17 protein-coding genes and 1 tRNA gene are annotated in these 15,240 nt (G+C 64.0%); 12 read left to right on the forward strand and 6 right to left on the reverse strand.

Features of this window, described 5'->3' with window-relative positions; translation table 11 throughout:
• Position 1: 1 nt before the first annotated feature.
• Positions 2-175 (reverse strand): hypothetical protein, encoded by a 174-nt coding sequence (locus CH275_RS29570; protein ID WP_008710019.1) that lies wholly within the window; start codon positions 173-175, stop codon positions 2-4.
• Between the two features lie 104 nt (positions 176-279).
• On the opposite strand from CH275_RS29570, the gene CH275_RS18900 reads away from it, so the two are divergent.
• The 5 genes from CH275_RS18900 (at position 280) to CH275_RS18920 (ending at position 6,024) form a co-directional block, all read left to right on the forward strand.
• Entirely contained in the window at positions 280-2,028 is a 1,749-nt protein-coding gene (locus tag CH275_RS18900) for an ABC transporter ATP-binding protein (RefSeq protein ID WP_179276220.1), read from the forward strand.
• Complete coding sequence (locus CH275_RS18905) at positions 2,025-3,773, forward strand: ABC transporter ATP-binding protein (protein ID WP_094679822.1); 1,749 nt, start codon at positions 2,025-2,027, stop codon at positions 3,771-3,773. The genes CH275_RS18900 and CH275_RS18905 overlap by 4 nt, the downstream gene beginning before the upstream one ends.
• Before the next feature lie 162 nt (positions 3,774-3,935).
• The gene (locus tag CH275_RS18910) at positions 3,936-4,841 is read left to right on the forward strand and encodes a hypothetical protein (RefSeq protein ID WP_143546824.1); all 906 of its coding nucleotides are present in this window, start codon (positions 3,936-3,938) and stop codon (positions 4,839-4,841) included.
• A gap of 125 nt (positions 4,842-4,966) precedes the next feature.
• Positions 4,967-5,533, forward strand: a complete 567-nt coding sequence (locus CH275_RS18915; protein ID WP_094679824.1) for a TetR/AcrR family transcriptional regulator — start codon at positions 4,967-4,969, stop codon at positions 5,531-5,533.
• Positions 5,534-5,535: 2 nt separating this feature from the next.
• A complete protein-coding gene (locus tag CH275_RS18920; protein ID WP_094679825.1) occupies positions 5,536-6,024 on the forward strand; it encodes an FBP domain-containing protein in 489 nt (162 codons plus the stop codon).
• On the opposite strand, the gene CH275_RS18925 is transcribed toward CH275_RS18920, so the two are convergent.
• Positions 6,025-6,792 (reverse strand): NAD(P)H-dependent oxidoreductase, encoded by a 768-nt coding sequence (locus CH275_RS18925; protein ID WP_094679826.1) that lies wholly within the window; start codon positions 6,790-6,792, stop codon positions 6,025-6,027.
• 154 nt (positions 6,793-6,946) lie between these two features.
• Entirely contained in the window at positions 6,947-7,126 is a 180-nt protein-coding gene (locus tag CH275_RS18930; RefSeq protein WP_094679827.1) for a hypothetical protein, read from the reverse strand.
• Positions 7,127-7,222: 96 nt separating this feature from the next.
• Here CH275_RS18930 and CH275_RS18935 point away from each other — a divergent pair, with 96 nt between their 5' ends.
• Entirely contained in the window at positions 7,223-8,167 is a 945-nt protein-coding gene (locus CH275_RS18935; RefSeq protein WP_179276221.1) for a GlxA family transcriptional regulator, read from the forward strand.
• A gap of 113 nt (positions 8,168-8,280) precedes the next feature.
• A complete protein-coding gene (locus CH275_RS18940; protein WP_094679828.1) occupies positions 8,281-9,603 on the forward strand; it encodes an HNH endonuclease signature motif containing protein in 1,323 nt (440 codons plus the stop codon).
• Between the two features lie 80 nt (positions 9,604-9,683).
• Here CH275_RS18940 and CH275_RS18945 read toward each other — a convergent pair whose 3' ends face one another.
• Both CH275_RS18945 and CH275_RS18950 read right to left on the reverse strand, forming a co-directional pair.
• Entirely contained in the window at positions 9,684-10,337 is a 654-nt protein-coding gene (locus tag CH275_RS18945; RefSeq protein WP_094679829.1) for a hypothetical protein, read from the reverse strand.
• Positions 10,338-10,367: 30 nt separating this feature from the next.
• Complete coding sequence (locus CH275_RS18950; protein WP_094679830.1) at positions 10,368-10,895, reverse strand: general stress protein CsbD; 528 nt, start codon at positions 10,893-10,895, stop codon at positions 10,368-10,370.
• Positions 10,896-10,987: 92 nt separating this feature from the next.
• On the opposite strand from CH275_RS18950, the gene CH275_RS18955 reads away from it, so the two are divergent.
• Both CH275_RS18955 and CH275_RS18960 read left to right on the forward strand, forming a co-directional pair.
• Entirely contained in the window at positions 10,988-11,797 is an 810-nt protein-coding gene (locus CH275_RS18955; protein WP_094679831.1) for an alpha/beta fold hydrolase, read from the forward strand.
• 91 nt (positions 11,798-11,888) lie between these two features.
• Positions 11,889-12,149, forward strand: coding sequence for an MbtH family protein (locus CH275_RS18960; protein ID WP_008710007.1), 261 nt, complete (start codon positions 11,889-11,891; stop codon positions 12,147-12,149).
• A gap of 8 nt (positions 12,150-12,157) precedes the next feature.
• Here the strand turns inward: CH275_RS18960 and CH275_RS18965 are convergent, their stop codons facing one another.
• On the reverse strand, positions 12,158-13,621 hold the full coding sequence (locus tag CH275_RS18965) for a threonine/serine ThrE exporter family protein (RefSeq protein ID WP_094679832.1): 1,464 nt from the start codon (positions 13,619-13,621) through the stop codon (positions 12,158-12,160).
• Between the two features lie 92 nt (positions 13,622-13,713).
• Between CH275_RS18965 and CH275_RS18970 the strand changes: the two genes are divergently transcribed.
• From CH275_RS18970 to CH275_RS18980, 3 genes are all read left to right on the forward strand, one after another.
• Positions 13,714-13,785: transfer RNA gene (locus CH275_RS18970), tRNA-Thr, on the forward strand.
• 390 nt (positions 13,786-14,175) lie between these two features.
• Positions 14,176-14,769: a type IV toxin-antitoxin system AbiEi family antitoxin domain-containing protein gene (locus CH275_RS18975; RefSeq protein ID WP_094679833.1), complete on the forward strand. Its 594-nt coding sequence runs from the start codon at positions 14,176-14,178 to the stop codon at positions 14,767-14,769.
• Positions 14,769-14,990, forward strand: coding sequence for a nucleotidyl transferase AbiEii/AbiGii toxin family protein (locus CH275_RS18980; protein WP_306436958.1), 222 nt, complete (start codon positions 14,769-14,771; stop codon positions 14,988-14,990). The genes CH275_RS18975 and CH275_RS18980 overlap by 1 nt, the downstream gene beginning before the upstream one ends.
• Positions 14,991-15,240 lie beyond the last annotated feature (250 nt).

The following is a 15,240-nucleotide window of genomic DNA, read 5'->3' on the forward strand; positions in this document are numbered from 1 at the left end:
GTCAGTCGGTCTTCGCTACGGGGTCTATACCCAGCATCGACAACAACATGCGGCATTCGTCCGCATCGGTCGCGTAGGCGGCGACGACGCGCTGAGCCTGGCTGGCCGTCTCGTACTCGAGTGGGACGATGTCTTCGTCGGCGATGTCGTTGTCGGTCGATGTCTTCGCAGGCATGGTGTTCTCCGTACTCTCTACTGGACTTACGTGGCGTTCCTGGCCACGACTCTATGTAAATGTGGCACCCCATCGCCAGTTCCCGATGCCATAGGCTGCAGCAAATGACCGATTCTGTACCGCTCCGCCATGCTCGAACGGTGGTGGAGGCCCCTCCACCGGCCACCGGCTCCGCAATTCTCCGCCGCACCGTACGACGGCATCGTGCCCGCTTGATCGGCTCGTCGATGCTGTTCGGGGTACATCAACTGTGCGAAACGATGGTCCCGGTGGCCATCGGTCTCATCGTCTCGCGGGCCATCGACACCGGCGACGTCATGGCGATGATCATCTCGCTCGTCGGGCTGGCGGCCCTGTTCGTCACCCTGTCGTACGCGTGGCGCATCGGAGCTCGCATCATCGTCGTCGCCATCGAGCGGGAGGCGCACCTGGTGCGCGTCGAGGTGGCCGGACGAGTCCTCGATCCCCGGGGTGTGCGGACCGAGCTGTCGGCGGGGGAGCTGCTGACGGTGTCGACCTCCGATGCCGAGAAGGAGTCGTGGATTCTCGATCTGATCGCCCGGGTGTTCGCGTCGGCGGTGGCTGTCATCGCGTCGGCGGTGGCGTTGCTGGTCATCGACATTCCCCTCGGCCTGGCCGTCGTCATCGGTACCCCTGTCATCCTGATCGCGCTGCAGCGCCTCGCTCCACTGCTCACTCGTGCCGCCACCGCGCAGCAGGCCGAGATCGCCGGGGTATCGGGGATGGCCACCGATCTGGTGAGCGGAGTACGGCCCCTGCGCGGTATCGGGGCCGAGAATGCCGCGACCGAGCGATTCGTGACGTCGAGCCGAACGGCGTTGGGGGCAACGCTGAAGCTGGCCCGCGCCAACAACGTCTATCAGGGCCTGGCTGCGGCGGTCAACGCGCTGCTTGCCGTCGGAATTGCCGGGACCGCAGGGTGGTTCGCGCTGCAGGGCCGCATTTCGGTCGGCGAGTTGATCACCGTCATCGGCTTGTCCCAGTTCGTCATCGAACCTCTCACCGGGTTGTCGAAGATCCCCGGAGTGGTGGCGATGGTGCGCGGATCCGCTGATCGGCTCGCCCTCGTCCTCGGCGCGGAACACGTCCTACCGCAGTCGGAGTCCGCGGTTCCGATCGACACGGACCTCGCTGTCGACGAGGTTCGGTTCCGATCGCTCGACGGCCTCGCCTTCCGGGCCGCACCGGGTGAGATGCTCGGAGTGGTCGCCTACCGGCCGCAGGACGGCGAAGCGCTCGCCGCACTGCTGTCCGGCCAGATCTCCGAGTCCGACTACACCGGCTCGGTTCGAGTCGGCGGCATCCGGACAGGAGAGATCGACCTCCGACGCGCCCGCGAGACCGTCCTCGTCGAGCCGCACCTCACCGACCTGTTCGCCGGCACCGTCCGCAGCAACGTCACCGCCGGGCGCGAGCGGCCCGACGCCGAACTCGACCGAGTACTGCAGGCATCCGCGGCCACCGACGTCGTCGAATTGCACGAGGCCGGCCTCGACCACGCCGTCACCGACCGTGGAGCAAGCCTGTCCGGCGGGCAACGTCAGCGAGTCGCCTTGGCGCGGGCGCTGTCGGTCGACGCGCCGGTCCTGGTGTTGCACGACCCCACCACGGCTGTCGACGCCGTCACCGAACACGCCATCGCTCGCGGTATCGCCGAACTTCGGCACACCGGAAATGGCTCGCAGACAACCATCCTCATCACCACCAGCCCTGCGCTGCTGTCGGTGACCCATCGTGTTCTCGTCGTCGACGGCGGACGCGTCGTTGCCGAGGGAACACACCACGATCTCGCGTCCTCGGATGCGCAATACAGGGAGACGGTGCTGCGATGACCACCCCCGAACTCCTTCCGATCGCCACCGGAGCACGGTCCGGGAGGTGGCTGCTCGAACAGCTGAAACTACGGCGGGCGCGGACGGCGGTGACGCTGCTCCTCGGTGCAATTGCCGCAGCGATGTCGTTGGTGCCGGTCTATGTTCTCGGGGTCTTGGTCGACCGCGTCCGCGGTGGAGCCGATACCTCGACGATCATCGGGGTCGTCGTCGTGATCTCGGTGGCGGCAGTCATCGGTGGCATCGTCACCGGCTTCAGCGGCTACCTCATCAGCACCCTCGGCGAGGGAATCCTGGCTTCGTTGCGCGAGGCGGTCGTTCGTCGTGCGCTGCATCTGCCGGTGGCCACCTTGGAGCGAGTGGGCAAGGGCGACTTGCTCTCTCGGGTTGGCGATGACATCGCAGTGATGGCGAAGTCGATCGGTGAAGTGATTCCGCAGCTCGTCGGCGCATTCCTGCTCGTGTGCCTGAGCATGATCACCATGCTCGGCATCGACTGGCGTCTCGGCCTCGCAGGGCTGGTCGCGTTGCCGATGTACATCCTTGCGCTGCGGTGGTATCTGCCGCGTTCGGCACCGATGTACGCGGCCGAACGCGTCGCGATGGGGGAGCGTGCGCAGTCGTTCGTCAGCAGCATGCAGGGCGCAAAGACGGTGCGCGCGTACGGACTCGAGTCTGCCCATCTGAGCGACATCGATCGGTCGTCGGCCAAGGCCCGCGACATCGGCGTCGACGTGTTCCGGTTGTTCACCCGATTCGGATCGCGGAGCAATCGCGCCGAGTGCGTCGGACTCTCGGTGATCCTGCTCGCCGGATTCCTGCTCGTGCGAGGTGATTACGTCACCGTCGGCGAGACGACGGCCGCAGCCCTGCTGTTTCATCGCCTGTTCAATCCGATCGGAACATTGCTGTTCACGTTCGACGACATCCAGTCTGCCGGTGCGTCGTTGGCCCGCCTGGTCGGCGTCGTCGACATCCCCGACGAGCGACCCGTCGGCGACGGTTCCGTGCCCACCGACGCCACCCTGGACGTCACCGATCTGCGGCACGAGTACGAGTCCGGCCACGAGGTGCTGCACGGCGTGAACCTGCGGGTCGGTGCCGGCGAGACCGTGGCACTCGTCGGATCCACCGGCGCAGGAAAATCCACGATCGCAGCTATCGCGGCCGGTTCGATGGCGTCGACGTCGGGGGCGGTCCGCGTCGGCGGCGCAACGCTGGACGCGCTCGGTAGTGAGGGCCTACGGCGACACGTCGCAATCGTGAGTCAGGAAGTGCACGTCTTCGCCGGCCGGTTGATAGACGACGTGCGGTTGGCCGCGCCGGACGCCGAACGCGCCGACGTCGAATCAGCGTTGCGAACCGTCGGGGCGTGGGGGTGGGTCGAGGCGCTCGAAGACGGACTCGATACCGCCGTCGGCGAGGGCGGCCACCAGTTGACCGCGGCACAATCGCAGCAATTGGCCTTGGCGCGTTTGGTTCTCGCCGATCCCGCCGTCGCCGTGCTGGACGAGGCCACCGCAGAAGCGGGCAGTTCCGGTGCACGTGATCTCGAGGCCGCCGCCGAGGCGGCCACGAAGGGACGCAGCACGTTGATCGTCGCGCACCGCCTGACGCAGGCCGCTGCGGCCGATCGCGTGGTGGTTCTCGAACACGGCAGAATTCTGGAGCAGGGTCCGCACGAGGAGCTGGTCGCGGCCGGTGGACGGTACGCACAGCTGTGGGAGGCGTGGCAGGGGCGCTGAGCCGAAGCTTCCGAACTTGTCGGTGGTGCAACGCATCATCTCTTCGTGTGATCAAGTTCCTCGAATCGTCGGGGAGCCAGGACAGACGGGGAGAGCATGTACCAAACAAGGTCGGGGACCAGACTGTCTTTGCCGGCGTCGACTTTCATCACCCTGTGGCTCGTGACTCTGATCGGATGGGTGGGAGTTTTCGGATCTACCCTTGTGGTTGGAGCGGTACTGCTGATCTTGGCCACGGGTAACAGCGACGTTGCCCAGAAAGTACTCGATTTCGGACCACTTTTGCCGATGTCGGCGGTGGTGCTCGTGGTGACACTGACGTGGCTTCTGTATCTGCAGAGCTTGGAGGTGATGAAGCTGTCGCGCGTCGGCGTGACCACAATTCCATCGGAAGCTCTCCGATCACGGTGGGGTTCCTCGACGTTGGGATGGTTGGTATCGCTGATGGTGTGCGCCGTCTGTGCAAAGGGTGTGGGGACGCAGTCCTTCTGGTTTGTCGACTTTTCAGTTTTGGCTATCGCAACCGTTACGGGTCTGTGGTGTGGGTATCGGAGCACGCGCGGGTTGTCAAAGACACACAGAAGAGCGATGAGCGCACCGCCCCTGTTCGTCGATGGAATTCTCTCCGGGCGGCCCGACAGCGCCACAGACAGTTCAATGTGGAAAAAGCTTGGGCCGGATTGGGTCAATCCACAGTCCATCGTGCGGTCGGACGCTGCCATCCGTTTCGCTGACGCAGCCGATGATCGATCAGGTTCCCTGTCGATTGTGGGGCGTTGGATTCCGCTTCCGATTGTTGGTTTCATTGCAACCTCGTTCATTTGGATGGCTGATCCGGGTCGGTCGCCTGCTTCCGTGGCGGTGCCTATGGCTTTGCTCGGCATCGTGTCGATCGGCTACTTGGTCGAACGTCGCGCGATTCGACTCGATCGTCTGGCAGGGGAGTATCGCGAACGAGCCCGGAAAATTCTCGATAAGGCTCCGGGCAGCGGTGCTCCGATTTCGTTATGGGTTGCGAACAGGCGGCGGACCCGTGGAGTCTCACGCCGACCTATGGTCCGAGTCTGATACCGAAGCCCTGGACCGGTGTGACAGGGCTTCCTTGCTGCCGGGCGCGCGCGGAGTGGCATTAGTCATTTGCCTATAGGTATTAGTTTCGGTTACGGTCTTCTCGAACGGAGGAGGAGGCCGGCATGGCACGCGCAGGATTGACCGCGCAGCGCATCGTTGCAGCAGGAGCGGATCTGGCCGACGAGGTCGGCTTCGATCGCGTGACTGCCAGCGAGTTGGCGCGACGCTTCGACGTCAAGGTGGCGAGCCTGTATTCGCATCTGAAGAACTCGCACGAGTTGAACGTCGGAATCGCGTTGCTGGCGTTGGAGGAACTGGCCGACCGGGTGTCGGAGGCTCTCGCAGGCCGGGCGGGCAGAGACGCATTGGTGGCCGTCGCGAACGCATATCTCGACTACTCGCGCGAGCACCCGGGTCGCTATGCGGCGACGCAGTTTCCGCTCGATCACCAGACCGCGATCAACAGCGCTGGGGTGCGTCATTCGGCGATGATGAAGGCGATCCTGCGAGGGTACGACCTCGGCGAAGAGGATCAGGTGCACGCAGTTCGATTGCTCGGCAGTGTCTTTCACGGCTACGCCAGCCTCGATGCGGCCGGCTCGTTCGCGCACAGTGCACCCGACTCGCAGCAGTCGTGGACACGCATCCTCGACGGAATCGACACACTCTTACAGCACTGGAGGCAGTGATCATGGAACCGATCTCCGAACGCGACATCAGGTCGTCGTTCGTCAACTCGTCCAAGGGTGACGCCGGTCGGCTCTCCCTTCCCGAGATGTTCGACGCGGTGCCGTGGGACGACCTCGACTTTCTCGGCTGGACCGACCCCAAGCTCGCCGGCAGGAGCTATATCGTCGTTCCTTCGGGGGATGGTCTGCGCGGAATCGCGTTGCGCTACAAGCCGGGTGGGCCCCGTACTGCGCAGATGTGCAGCATCTGCCTCACGACGCATGCCAACGGCGGAGTGTCGCTGATGGCTGCCGCCAAGGCGGGCGAATCCGGCAGGCGCGGCAACACGGTGGGTACCTACATCTGCTCGGACCTTGCCTGCTCGCTCTACGCGCGAAAGAAGAAGACCCCGGCGTTGGGTCGTCAGTTCAAGGAAGATTTCGATGTCGAGACCCGCACCGCGGCAGTCGAAGACAACGTCGCTGCGTTTCTCGGCCGCGTCCTCGACTGATCAACTGATGGTGTGTACTCGGATTCCGGTGTCTTCGGGCTCGACGTCGTCACGCAGCACGAATTGCCTGTCGTAGTCGCCGCCGTTCTGGGTGCGGTAGGGGATGGGCCTGTCGGTGGGCAGGCCCTTCACACGCTGTAGTAGCTCTGATTCTGCTGCAGCGTAATCGGTTTCGGTCATCCGGTCAGCACTTGCCACGAGAACCGGCGGCAGTACGGACATCCCGGTGTAGAACAGGATGCCGTGCTGGATGGGGTACAGCATCTCGTCCAGATCGCCGTTGATGCCGCGTGGGGAGACGGTGTGTTCGCTGCCGCCCATGCTGACGACGACCATTGCGCGCTTTCCGGCGAGCATGCCGTCGCCGTAGCGCCGCGAGCGGCCGTCGGATGTTCTGATGCCGTATCCGAATCCCTCGACGAGCACGCGATCCACCCAGCCCTTCATGATCGCGGGCATCGAGAACCACCACAGCGGAAACTGCAAAACGACGGCGTCGGCACGTAGTAACTTCTGTTGCTCGGCCACGATGTCCGGGGTCTGTGTGCCGGACGCGAGGGCGGTGCTGGATGCGGTTGCCACCTGGAATCGCTCGGTCGGATCGTGGTCGTAGTCCTCGGGCCGGACAACCGGATTCCACTGCATTGCATAGAGATCCGATTGCTCGACGGTGTGGCCGTCAGTGTGGAGTTGTCTCAGGGCTGCGTCGCGCAGGGAGCCGTTGAGTGATCGGGCGTCTGGATGGGCGTAGACCCACAGGATGTTCATGCTCTCGATCGTGGGCCACGTCGCTGTTCGGAACCAGTGGCCTGAAAGCCAACATGTGAAAGATATCGGCCAAGAGGGTCGCTGCGCTCCCTCGTGCGCTCCCTCGTGCGCGTTTTGCGTATCCAGGCCTACGCAAAACGCGCACGACCCGAGTTCAACTACGTCGGCTCGATCGTTGCGGCCGTAGCGTCATGAAGAGCCAGGCCGCTGCAGCGACGATGGCGATTCCCCAGCCTGTGATGCCGGCCCAGGGCAAGTCCAGCCGCGGGACGGCAAGAACGCCGAAGATCACCAGGGTCGCGAATATCGGCGAGAGTGTGCGCTTGTCCTTCATGGGTCGAGGTTATTCGCTGCGTTCCCTCGTGCGTGTTTGCGTAGCTGGAGATACGCAAAACGCGCACGACGAAATCGCACGTGACAGGATTCGGCCATGACGCATCGCATTGCTGTCTATGTGCGCGACGGCCTCCTCGCCATGGAGTTGGGCATCGTGCATCGCCTGTTCGGGCAGGCGCAATCCGATTCCGGCGATCCGCTCTACGACGTGTTCACCTGCACCGACGTGCCCGGTCCGGTTCGTACCGACTCCGACGTTCGGATCCTCGTCGAACGCGGGCTCGACGCCGTGGCCGATGCCGACACCGTCATCGTTCCTGCCTCCGACGCCGACTACACGTCGAATGGCGCTGTTTCCACCTTGTTCGATACGTTGTCGACCCAGAGATTGGCGTCTATCTGTACAGGGTCGTTCGTCCTGGCTGCGGCGGGCGTGCTCGACGGCAAACGGGCCACCACGCACTGGAAGTCGGCCTCCCGGTTCGCCGAGCTGTATCCACAGGTACTACTCGATCCCAACGTGCTCTACACCGAGGACGGCAACGTACTTACTGCGGCAGGGGAAGCATCGGGAATCGATCTGTGCCTGTACATGATTCGTCAGGATTTCGGTGCGGCGGTGGCCAACCGGGTGGCCCGGGGAACCGTCGTACCACCCCATCGCAGCGGTGGTCAGGCGCAGTACATCGACACCCCGGTACCGCAGACGCACGGCACATCGACGGCGGACGCGCAGGAGTGGGCGCTGAGCAATTTGGGTGCGCCCCTGTCGGTGGAAGACCTGGCGCGACGGCAGTCGATGAGTGTCCGGACGTTCTCTCGCCGATTCATGGCCGAAGTCGGTGTCTCCCCGGCCCGTTGGATCGTGGCGCAGCGGGTGCAGCGAGCGCGAGAGTTACTCGAGAATACAGACCTGACCATCGAACGCATCGCGCACGACACTGGATTCGGCACCGCCACATCGTTGAGAAACCAGCTTGCTGCGGAATTGGGGGTCTCACCCAGCGCATACCGGGCGACGTTCAGAGTGGGCGGTTGACCCGCCTATCATAAGCTACTGACAAGTTGCTGTCTGTGAATCGTTATGCAGGGCAATAGTTTTCGATTCGACTACCTTTGTGCATCGAACGCACGTTCGATACACTTGCTGCCATGACCACCGCGATCTGGCAACTGAGCGAGAGTGAACTCCTCGCCGACGCCACCGCGGTCTCCCACCAGATCCAGCTCCTCGAAGCCCGTCGTATCGCCCTCGTCGCCGACATCGACACCCGCGTGAGCCGCGAGAAACTCGGCTTCCCCGGACCCGCCGGATGGTTGACCTCCACCACCCTGCTGTCACCGTCCAAAGCAAACAAGATCGTCGCCCTCGCCCGCGGCATGGCTGCGTTCCCCGACATCGCCGACGCCGTGAACACCGGCGTCATGACCATCGATCACGCCGCATTGATCCTGACCTTCGCCGAAACACCCCCGAAGAACCTGCCGGACGAGGGTCGCGATGTCGCGCGTCAAGCTCTGATCGCCGCCGCCACCGGGCCCGAAGCACGCACCGGCCGGATTCGTGCAGCGATCACCAGACTCGAAGACAGCTTCGGCAACAAGAAACCACCCGCCGAGGACACCGACCGCAACGAACTCTTCGCCTCCACAACGTTGAACGGGCGGCTGGTGTTGAAAGGTGATTTCGATGCGATCACCGGAGAGAAACTCCTCACCGCACTATCACCGTTGACCGAACCGCGACCCGCCGCTGACGGCACCCACGACGACCGCAGCCCCGCCAAGCGCAGAGCCGACGCCTTCGGACACATCCTCGACCAATACCTCGCCTCCAGTAACCGCCCCATCGAAGGCGGTGAACGCCCGCACCTGAACCTGCACATCGGCCTGCGCGATCTCACCGACCTCCGCGACAGTGCTGACAGTGCCGATGCCGACGACATCACCGACGACGAGAACACCCGCGCTGCAGCCGAATCCGATGAACCACCTGCCGCTGAGCGTGGCGCGTATCGCGACTTGTTCGGCGACGGCACTTCGGTCGGGTGGCTACCCTGGATGGGACCGCTCTCCCGCCATACTTCCCGCCAGTTGGCCTGCGATTGTGTCCTCACTGCCATCGTGATGGACGAGAACGGTAACCCGTTGAACCTTGCCCGCACCGCCCGCACCGTCACCGCCACACAACGCAAAGCCCTCACCGCCCGCGATCACGGCTGCGCCTTCCCCGGCTGCGGAAAACCCGCCGCCTGGACCGAAGGCCACCACATCTGGCACTGGGCCGACGGCGGCCCCACCGACATGAACAACCTCGTCCTACTCTGCGGATTCCACCACCGACTCATGCACCACTCCGACTGGGAAGTGTTCATCGGCACCGACAACCACCCGTGGTTCGTACCGCCGGCATCAGTGGACCCCTACCGACAACCCCGACAATCCCATGCCCGAGCAGGCCCCCACATCGCGTGAACCCCTGGAAAAAACCCAGCCCCGCACCGAGAACACGGCGCGGGGCTGGAAGAGATTGGAAGGTGAACTGATTCGAGCTGTCAGTCCTTGTTCTTCTCCGCGATGAACAGCTTCTCGATGCGCTCCGCCTCGTCCTTCTTGGCAGCGGCTTCGTCGGAACGCTCTGCTGCCTCGGCCAATTGGGCCTCGGACGGCGCGGCGGCCAGCTTCTCCTGCTTGTCGACCTGTGCCTGCTGAGCCTTCTTGCGGTCCTCGGCAGCCTTCGCGGTGGCAGCGGCCTGCTCGTCCGCCTTCTTCCTCTCCGCAGCAGCCTTGCGTTCGGCATCCTGAGCAGCTTCGCGCTTGCGTTGCTCTGCCTCCTGGCGGGCGTCACGTGCTGCTTCCTGGGCAGCGGCGTCGGCGGCCCTGCGATCCTTCTCGGCCGTCTCGCGAGCCACCTTCAACTCGTCGTCCGCTGCGGTCTTCTTTGCCCGCGCCTCGGCGTCGAGGCGCGCGGCCTCGGCACGATTCTCGGTGCTGTCGACGAGGGTCTCACCGCGGTTGGCGAGGCCCTTGTCTCCCAACAGGTTTCCGACAGCGCGGTCGAGCGAGCCGAGGGTGTGTTCGTAGACCAGGCGGGCGGGGGCTTCCGCGTCCATCTTCTCGACGACGTTGGTCTCGATGAGCTGCAACGGAATTCGAGCGATCCTGTATTGAATGCGAAGGATGGTCAGTGGTATTGCCAAAACGCTCATGTAGCGAAACTCCTGTTGTGCGGTAGTGGGTCAAGCCTGGTTGCGGAGCTCTTCGGCCTTCTTGCGGTCGGCTTCGGCTTGGCGAAGTGCCTCCTGGTGCTTCTGTGCGGCCACCATCTCGTCGGAGTCCGCCGCTGCCTGCTCGATGCGTCGGTCCTCGTCGGCCTCGATCTGCTCGGCGGTCGCGTCGACCTCAGCGGCAGCGCGCTCCTGTGCCACGGCCTCTCGTTTGTTCTGCTCGGCAGCGGCCACCTGTGTCTCCCGAACTCGAGCTGCCTGAGCCTCGGTCACCGCGGCGTTTTCCTCCGCGGCCTCCCTGCGACTCTCGGCCGCAGTGCGCACGTCGGCAAGTTCTTCCCCGGCCTCGGTGGCCTGAGCCTCCGCTACCCGCTCCGTGGCCTGGGCCTCCTTGCGTTCGCGTGCTTGGGCGGCCTGCAACTGACCTTCTGCCGTCAACGAGTCGTTGCCGGTCACCGCGCCCGCGACCTCTTTGGCTTTGCCCTTGATTCCGTCGAGCAATCCCTTGCGTGCTTCGCCCGCTACGTTCTCGTCAGTCATGTAACTGCAGGTACCCACTGGCTGTTCGAGTAACCCCGTGTCGGTGCCGAACGATACGATCCCCGACGGACGCATCAGCAGTGAGGAGACCTATGCCTATCGCCAAGATCAACGGCATCGACATCAATTACCAGGTCAAAGGCAGTGGAGACCTGGTGGTTCTCGTTATGGGTACCGGCAGCCCCGGCCGTGTGTGGGAGCTGCATCAGGTGCCCGCTCTCACAGCGGCGGGGTACCGGGTGTGCACGTTCGACAATCGCGGCATCGCGCCGTCGTCGGAGAGCACTCACGGCATCACGATCGAATCCATGGTCGCCGATACCGCCGGCCTGATCGAACTCGTGCGCAACGGCGAGGAGAAGGCCTTCGTCGTCGGTACGTCGATGGGCTCACGCGTCGCGCAGGAGCTGGCGTTGGCCAGGCCTGATCTGGTGCGCAAGGCCGTGTTCCTCGCCGGGCACGCCAGAGTGGACGAGTTTCAGAAGACCCTCGCCCACGGTGAGCGGGCCCTCTACGACAAGCGGGTCGAGCTCCCCGGCACGTACTCGGCGGCGGTGACGGCAGTGATGAACCTGTCGCCTGCGACGTTGCGTGACGGACGCAGTGCCCGCGATTGGCTGGATTTGTTCGAGTTCTCGGCGTCGTCGCCGACGGCCGGGGTGCGTGCTCAGCTGGGGATGGAGGACGATTTCGATCGAACTTCGGCTTACCGAGGGGTGTCGGTGCCGTGCCTGTCGGTGGGGTTCGCCGACGATCGGATGATCCCCGCCTACCTGGGCAAGGAGCTGGCCGACGCCATTCCAGGTGCCCGGTACGTCGAAATTGCAGATGCCGGCCATTACGGATATCTCGAGCGCCCCGAGGCCGTCAATGCGGAATTGCTCGGCTTTCTGAAGGCCTGACGGCACCGGGCAGGTACCCGCGTTGCTAGTGTCGTGGTGCACTTCACGGTGCAGCACGTACCAATCAAACGTTTGCGACGAGTGAGGCGAGATGAGTACCAACCCGTTCGATGACGAAGACGGACGCTTCTTCGTGCTGGTCAACGACGAAGACCAGCATTCGCTGTGGCCGACGTTCTCCGAGGTCCCCCAGGGATGGCGTGTCGTCTTCGGTGAAGACACCCGCGCCGCCTGCTTGGAATACGTCGAGAAGAACTGGACCGATATGCGTCCGCGTAGCCTGCGTGAGGCCATGGAAGCCGACGCTGCTGCACGCGCCTCTGCCGAGGGAACCCCCAGCACCGAGGCCTGACCTCCGCGTTACGAAGTACCCGTGCCGCGCCGCCGACGAACCGTCGGTCGGCGCGGTTCTTCTTTGCGGCGAAGCGTCGGTCGCAGTAGTTCCTCGGTGCGCGCCAGGATGCGCGGCCGGCGCAGGGTGCGGGCACCCCATTCACCCAGGGTCACGCCGGCGGCCAGGCCGCAGCCGACGCCGAACGCAGCGAACAGCGAACTGATTCCGAGCAGTAGTTGGTCGTTCAGGATCGCGTACAGGCCGCGGTACAGGGATAGACCAGGCAGCAACGGCGTGATGCCGGCAACGGCCACGATCAACGGCGGAATGAGCGCACGACGGGCCAGCAGACCACCGGCGAATCCGACGACGACGGCGGCGATGGCCGAGGCGATGATCGGCCCCACATTGAGCGTCTGCGACAGCAGATAGACGAGGGAGCCTGCGAAACCGCCCATGAAGGCGGCCGTCAACGCACGTCGCTCGGCGTAGCAGGCAAGCGCATAGAACAACGACGCTGCTGCGCCTGCGAGCACTTTCGTGGGGACCTGCAGAATGTCCGGCGGTGCCAAGTTGCTGATCTGGGGCAGATCGCTACCGATAAGCGCCGCGATCCGCAGCGAGGTAGCGACACCGGCAATGATGCCGCCGGTCATCATCAACACTTCGAAGAATCTCGCCGACGCCGTGATCGGGGCACCGGTGATCGCGTCTTGCACCGAGCCGACGAGCGAGAGACCCGACAGCAGCACGACCACACCGGCCGCGATGATCTGCGACGGCGAAATGTTGATGTTGAGCTGATCCTGAAAGTTGTACAGCGTGATCGCCGGTGTCGCGGCCACGAAGCCGCCGACCACCTGCTGAAAGAAGAACGGCAAGCCCGCGCGGTTGAGCACTCGTCCGATGCGGTCGATCACCATCGTCGTCAGGAAGCTGATCACAGCCACAAGGGGGCCACCGCCGAGCAGCACACTGATGGCCGCGGCCATACCGGACCAGGCAAGGGTCGCGATCCAGCGGTTGTAGGGGTGCGGGGCCTTGGTGATCTCGTCGAGTCGATCGAGCGCCGCACTCGGCGGCACCATCTTCACCCGGACCGCGCGAATGAGACGGTCCACCTCGGCCAGACGCGTGAAGTCCATCGAGCGGTAATGCACGATGCGCATCGTCGACGCCGGAGGACGCGTCGGGCCGCGATGTGCACTCAGAGTGATCGAGTTGTACGTGACGTCGACATCGCAGCGCGCGAGGCCGTACGTCGCCGCGATGAACTGCACCTGCGTCGCCGTATCCACCGCCGAAGTGCCTGATGCCAACAACACCTCGCCGACGCGAACCGCGAGATCCAGAACCTCCGCGACCGACGCATCGTCGGTCAGATCGATCGGGCGTAGAGGTGACGGTGCTGCGGTCGGCGTATCGATGGTGGCCCGACGCTCACCGGTGAGACGGCTCAGCGAAGCCGTCAGGTCTTGCAGGAAAGTCATGACCGTCTTTACACGTTGCTGGGGTGATCCACCGACAAGGTACCTGTTGACACTGAGCGTCCGATGAACGGATATGCTGGGCTCGCTTCACTGCCTCCTTAGCTCAGCGGTAGAGCACTCGCCTTGTAAGCGAGCGGTCAACGGTTCAATCCCGTTAGGAGGCTCTTGCGGACGGCTCTGACCAGCGAAAGCGGTTGGTGCCGCCTCTTTTTTGGCCTGTTGTAGCCGCTCGTTTCTTGCGCGAGCCCGGTTCGTCCACCTGGGCTTATGTGTGGCGTGTGACCTGGGGATTTGCCGGTTCGGCGGCTCGATTCGGCGTTCGGTGTCACAGAATGTCACAACTCGTTGCTAACTCACCGGTGAGCATTCGTGTGGATGTAGATGGATCTCTGTGTACCGGGCGGGAGTGACCAGGCCTGGTTCGAGGTGTTCAATCAGTGTCGGTTCTGTAGGCTTGGAGCCTACGTATCCGACACTTGATGGAGGTGACTGTGACGACAAGCGATGTGCGACGCCGTCAGGCCGGGTTACCTCCCGAGTTTGCGCGACTTCCGATGCGGATGGTGCGAGCCGCGACAGCCGCCGATGTCTACGCGCACCCACGCGCCGAGCTCGCGCGCCTGATGGACTTGGGTCTGCTGCATCGGGTGGCGACAGGTTTCTACGTGGCGGTGCCAGACGACCGGGTCGGGACCGAGTGGATGCCTGGCTTGGAGGCTGCAGCGGCCGGTATCGCGGTTGCTGCCTATGGCCGCGATGATGCTGTGGTGATGGGGGTCAGTGCGGCGCGGCTGCACGGTGCGATTCCGCGGGCGTTGGCGACGGCGGTGGTGGCTGTGCCGAAACGGCACGATCCGATTCGGTTAGCGGATCGCAAGGCACTGGTTCGGTTCGTCGTGCGCGACACAGCACGTCTGGATGCGGAGCGCATCGATACCGAGTTGGGTCAAGTATTGGCAACTACTGCGGAGCAGACGGTGTTGGATCTGGTGAAGCGTCCGGGTCTCGGTGACGCCGAGGGTGAGGTGTGGCCGGCGGTGGAGCAGTTGTATCGGAAGTGCGATCCGAAGGTGTTAGCCGAGATCGCCGAGGCTCAGAAGATGCGAACGGCTTTGACGCGGATGCAGGATCGGTTGGGGGAGAAGTAGTGAATCCCGACGAGCTGGATTCGGTGGCAACGCAATTCGGTGTCGCGCGTGCACAGGTCGAGTGGGATCACCTGATCTCGCATCTTCTCGGCAATTCGAGTGCGCACTTCGCGGATCGGATTGTGTTCATCGGCGGGACAGCATTGGCTCGAACCCATCTGGTCGATGGTCGTCTAAGTGAGGGCGTCGACCTGATCGCTGTCGGTTCGAAGCTGCGGTGAGGGCGTCGACCAGTCGCCTGGATGGCCAATTTCAACTATTGCGCTACGAATGAGCTCGTCGTTGAGGATTGGGTGGCGGCTTGTTTATTTCTACAGATTGGCAACGACGGCTAGTCTTTGGTCCCGCGCACAGGCGCGGACCAACGACCGTGCCATTCCGCGTTCGATGGCGGCGACGAGCTGCGGGCGCAGTTCGGCGGCGGGGACGATGTGGTGCACCGATCCGACGTTCTGTGCTCGTTGGATGTTG

It is taken from the genome of Rhodococcus sp. 06-235-1A, assembly GCF_002258785.1.
Taxonomy (GTDB): Bacteria; Actinomycetota; Actinomycetes; order Mycobacteriales; family Mycobacteriaceae; genus Rhodococcoides.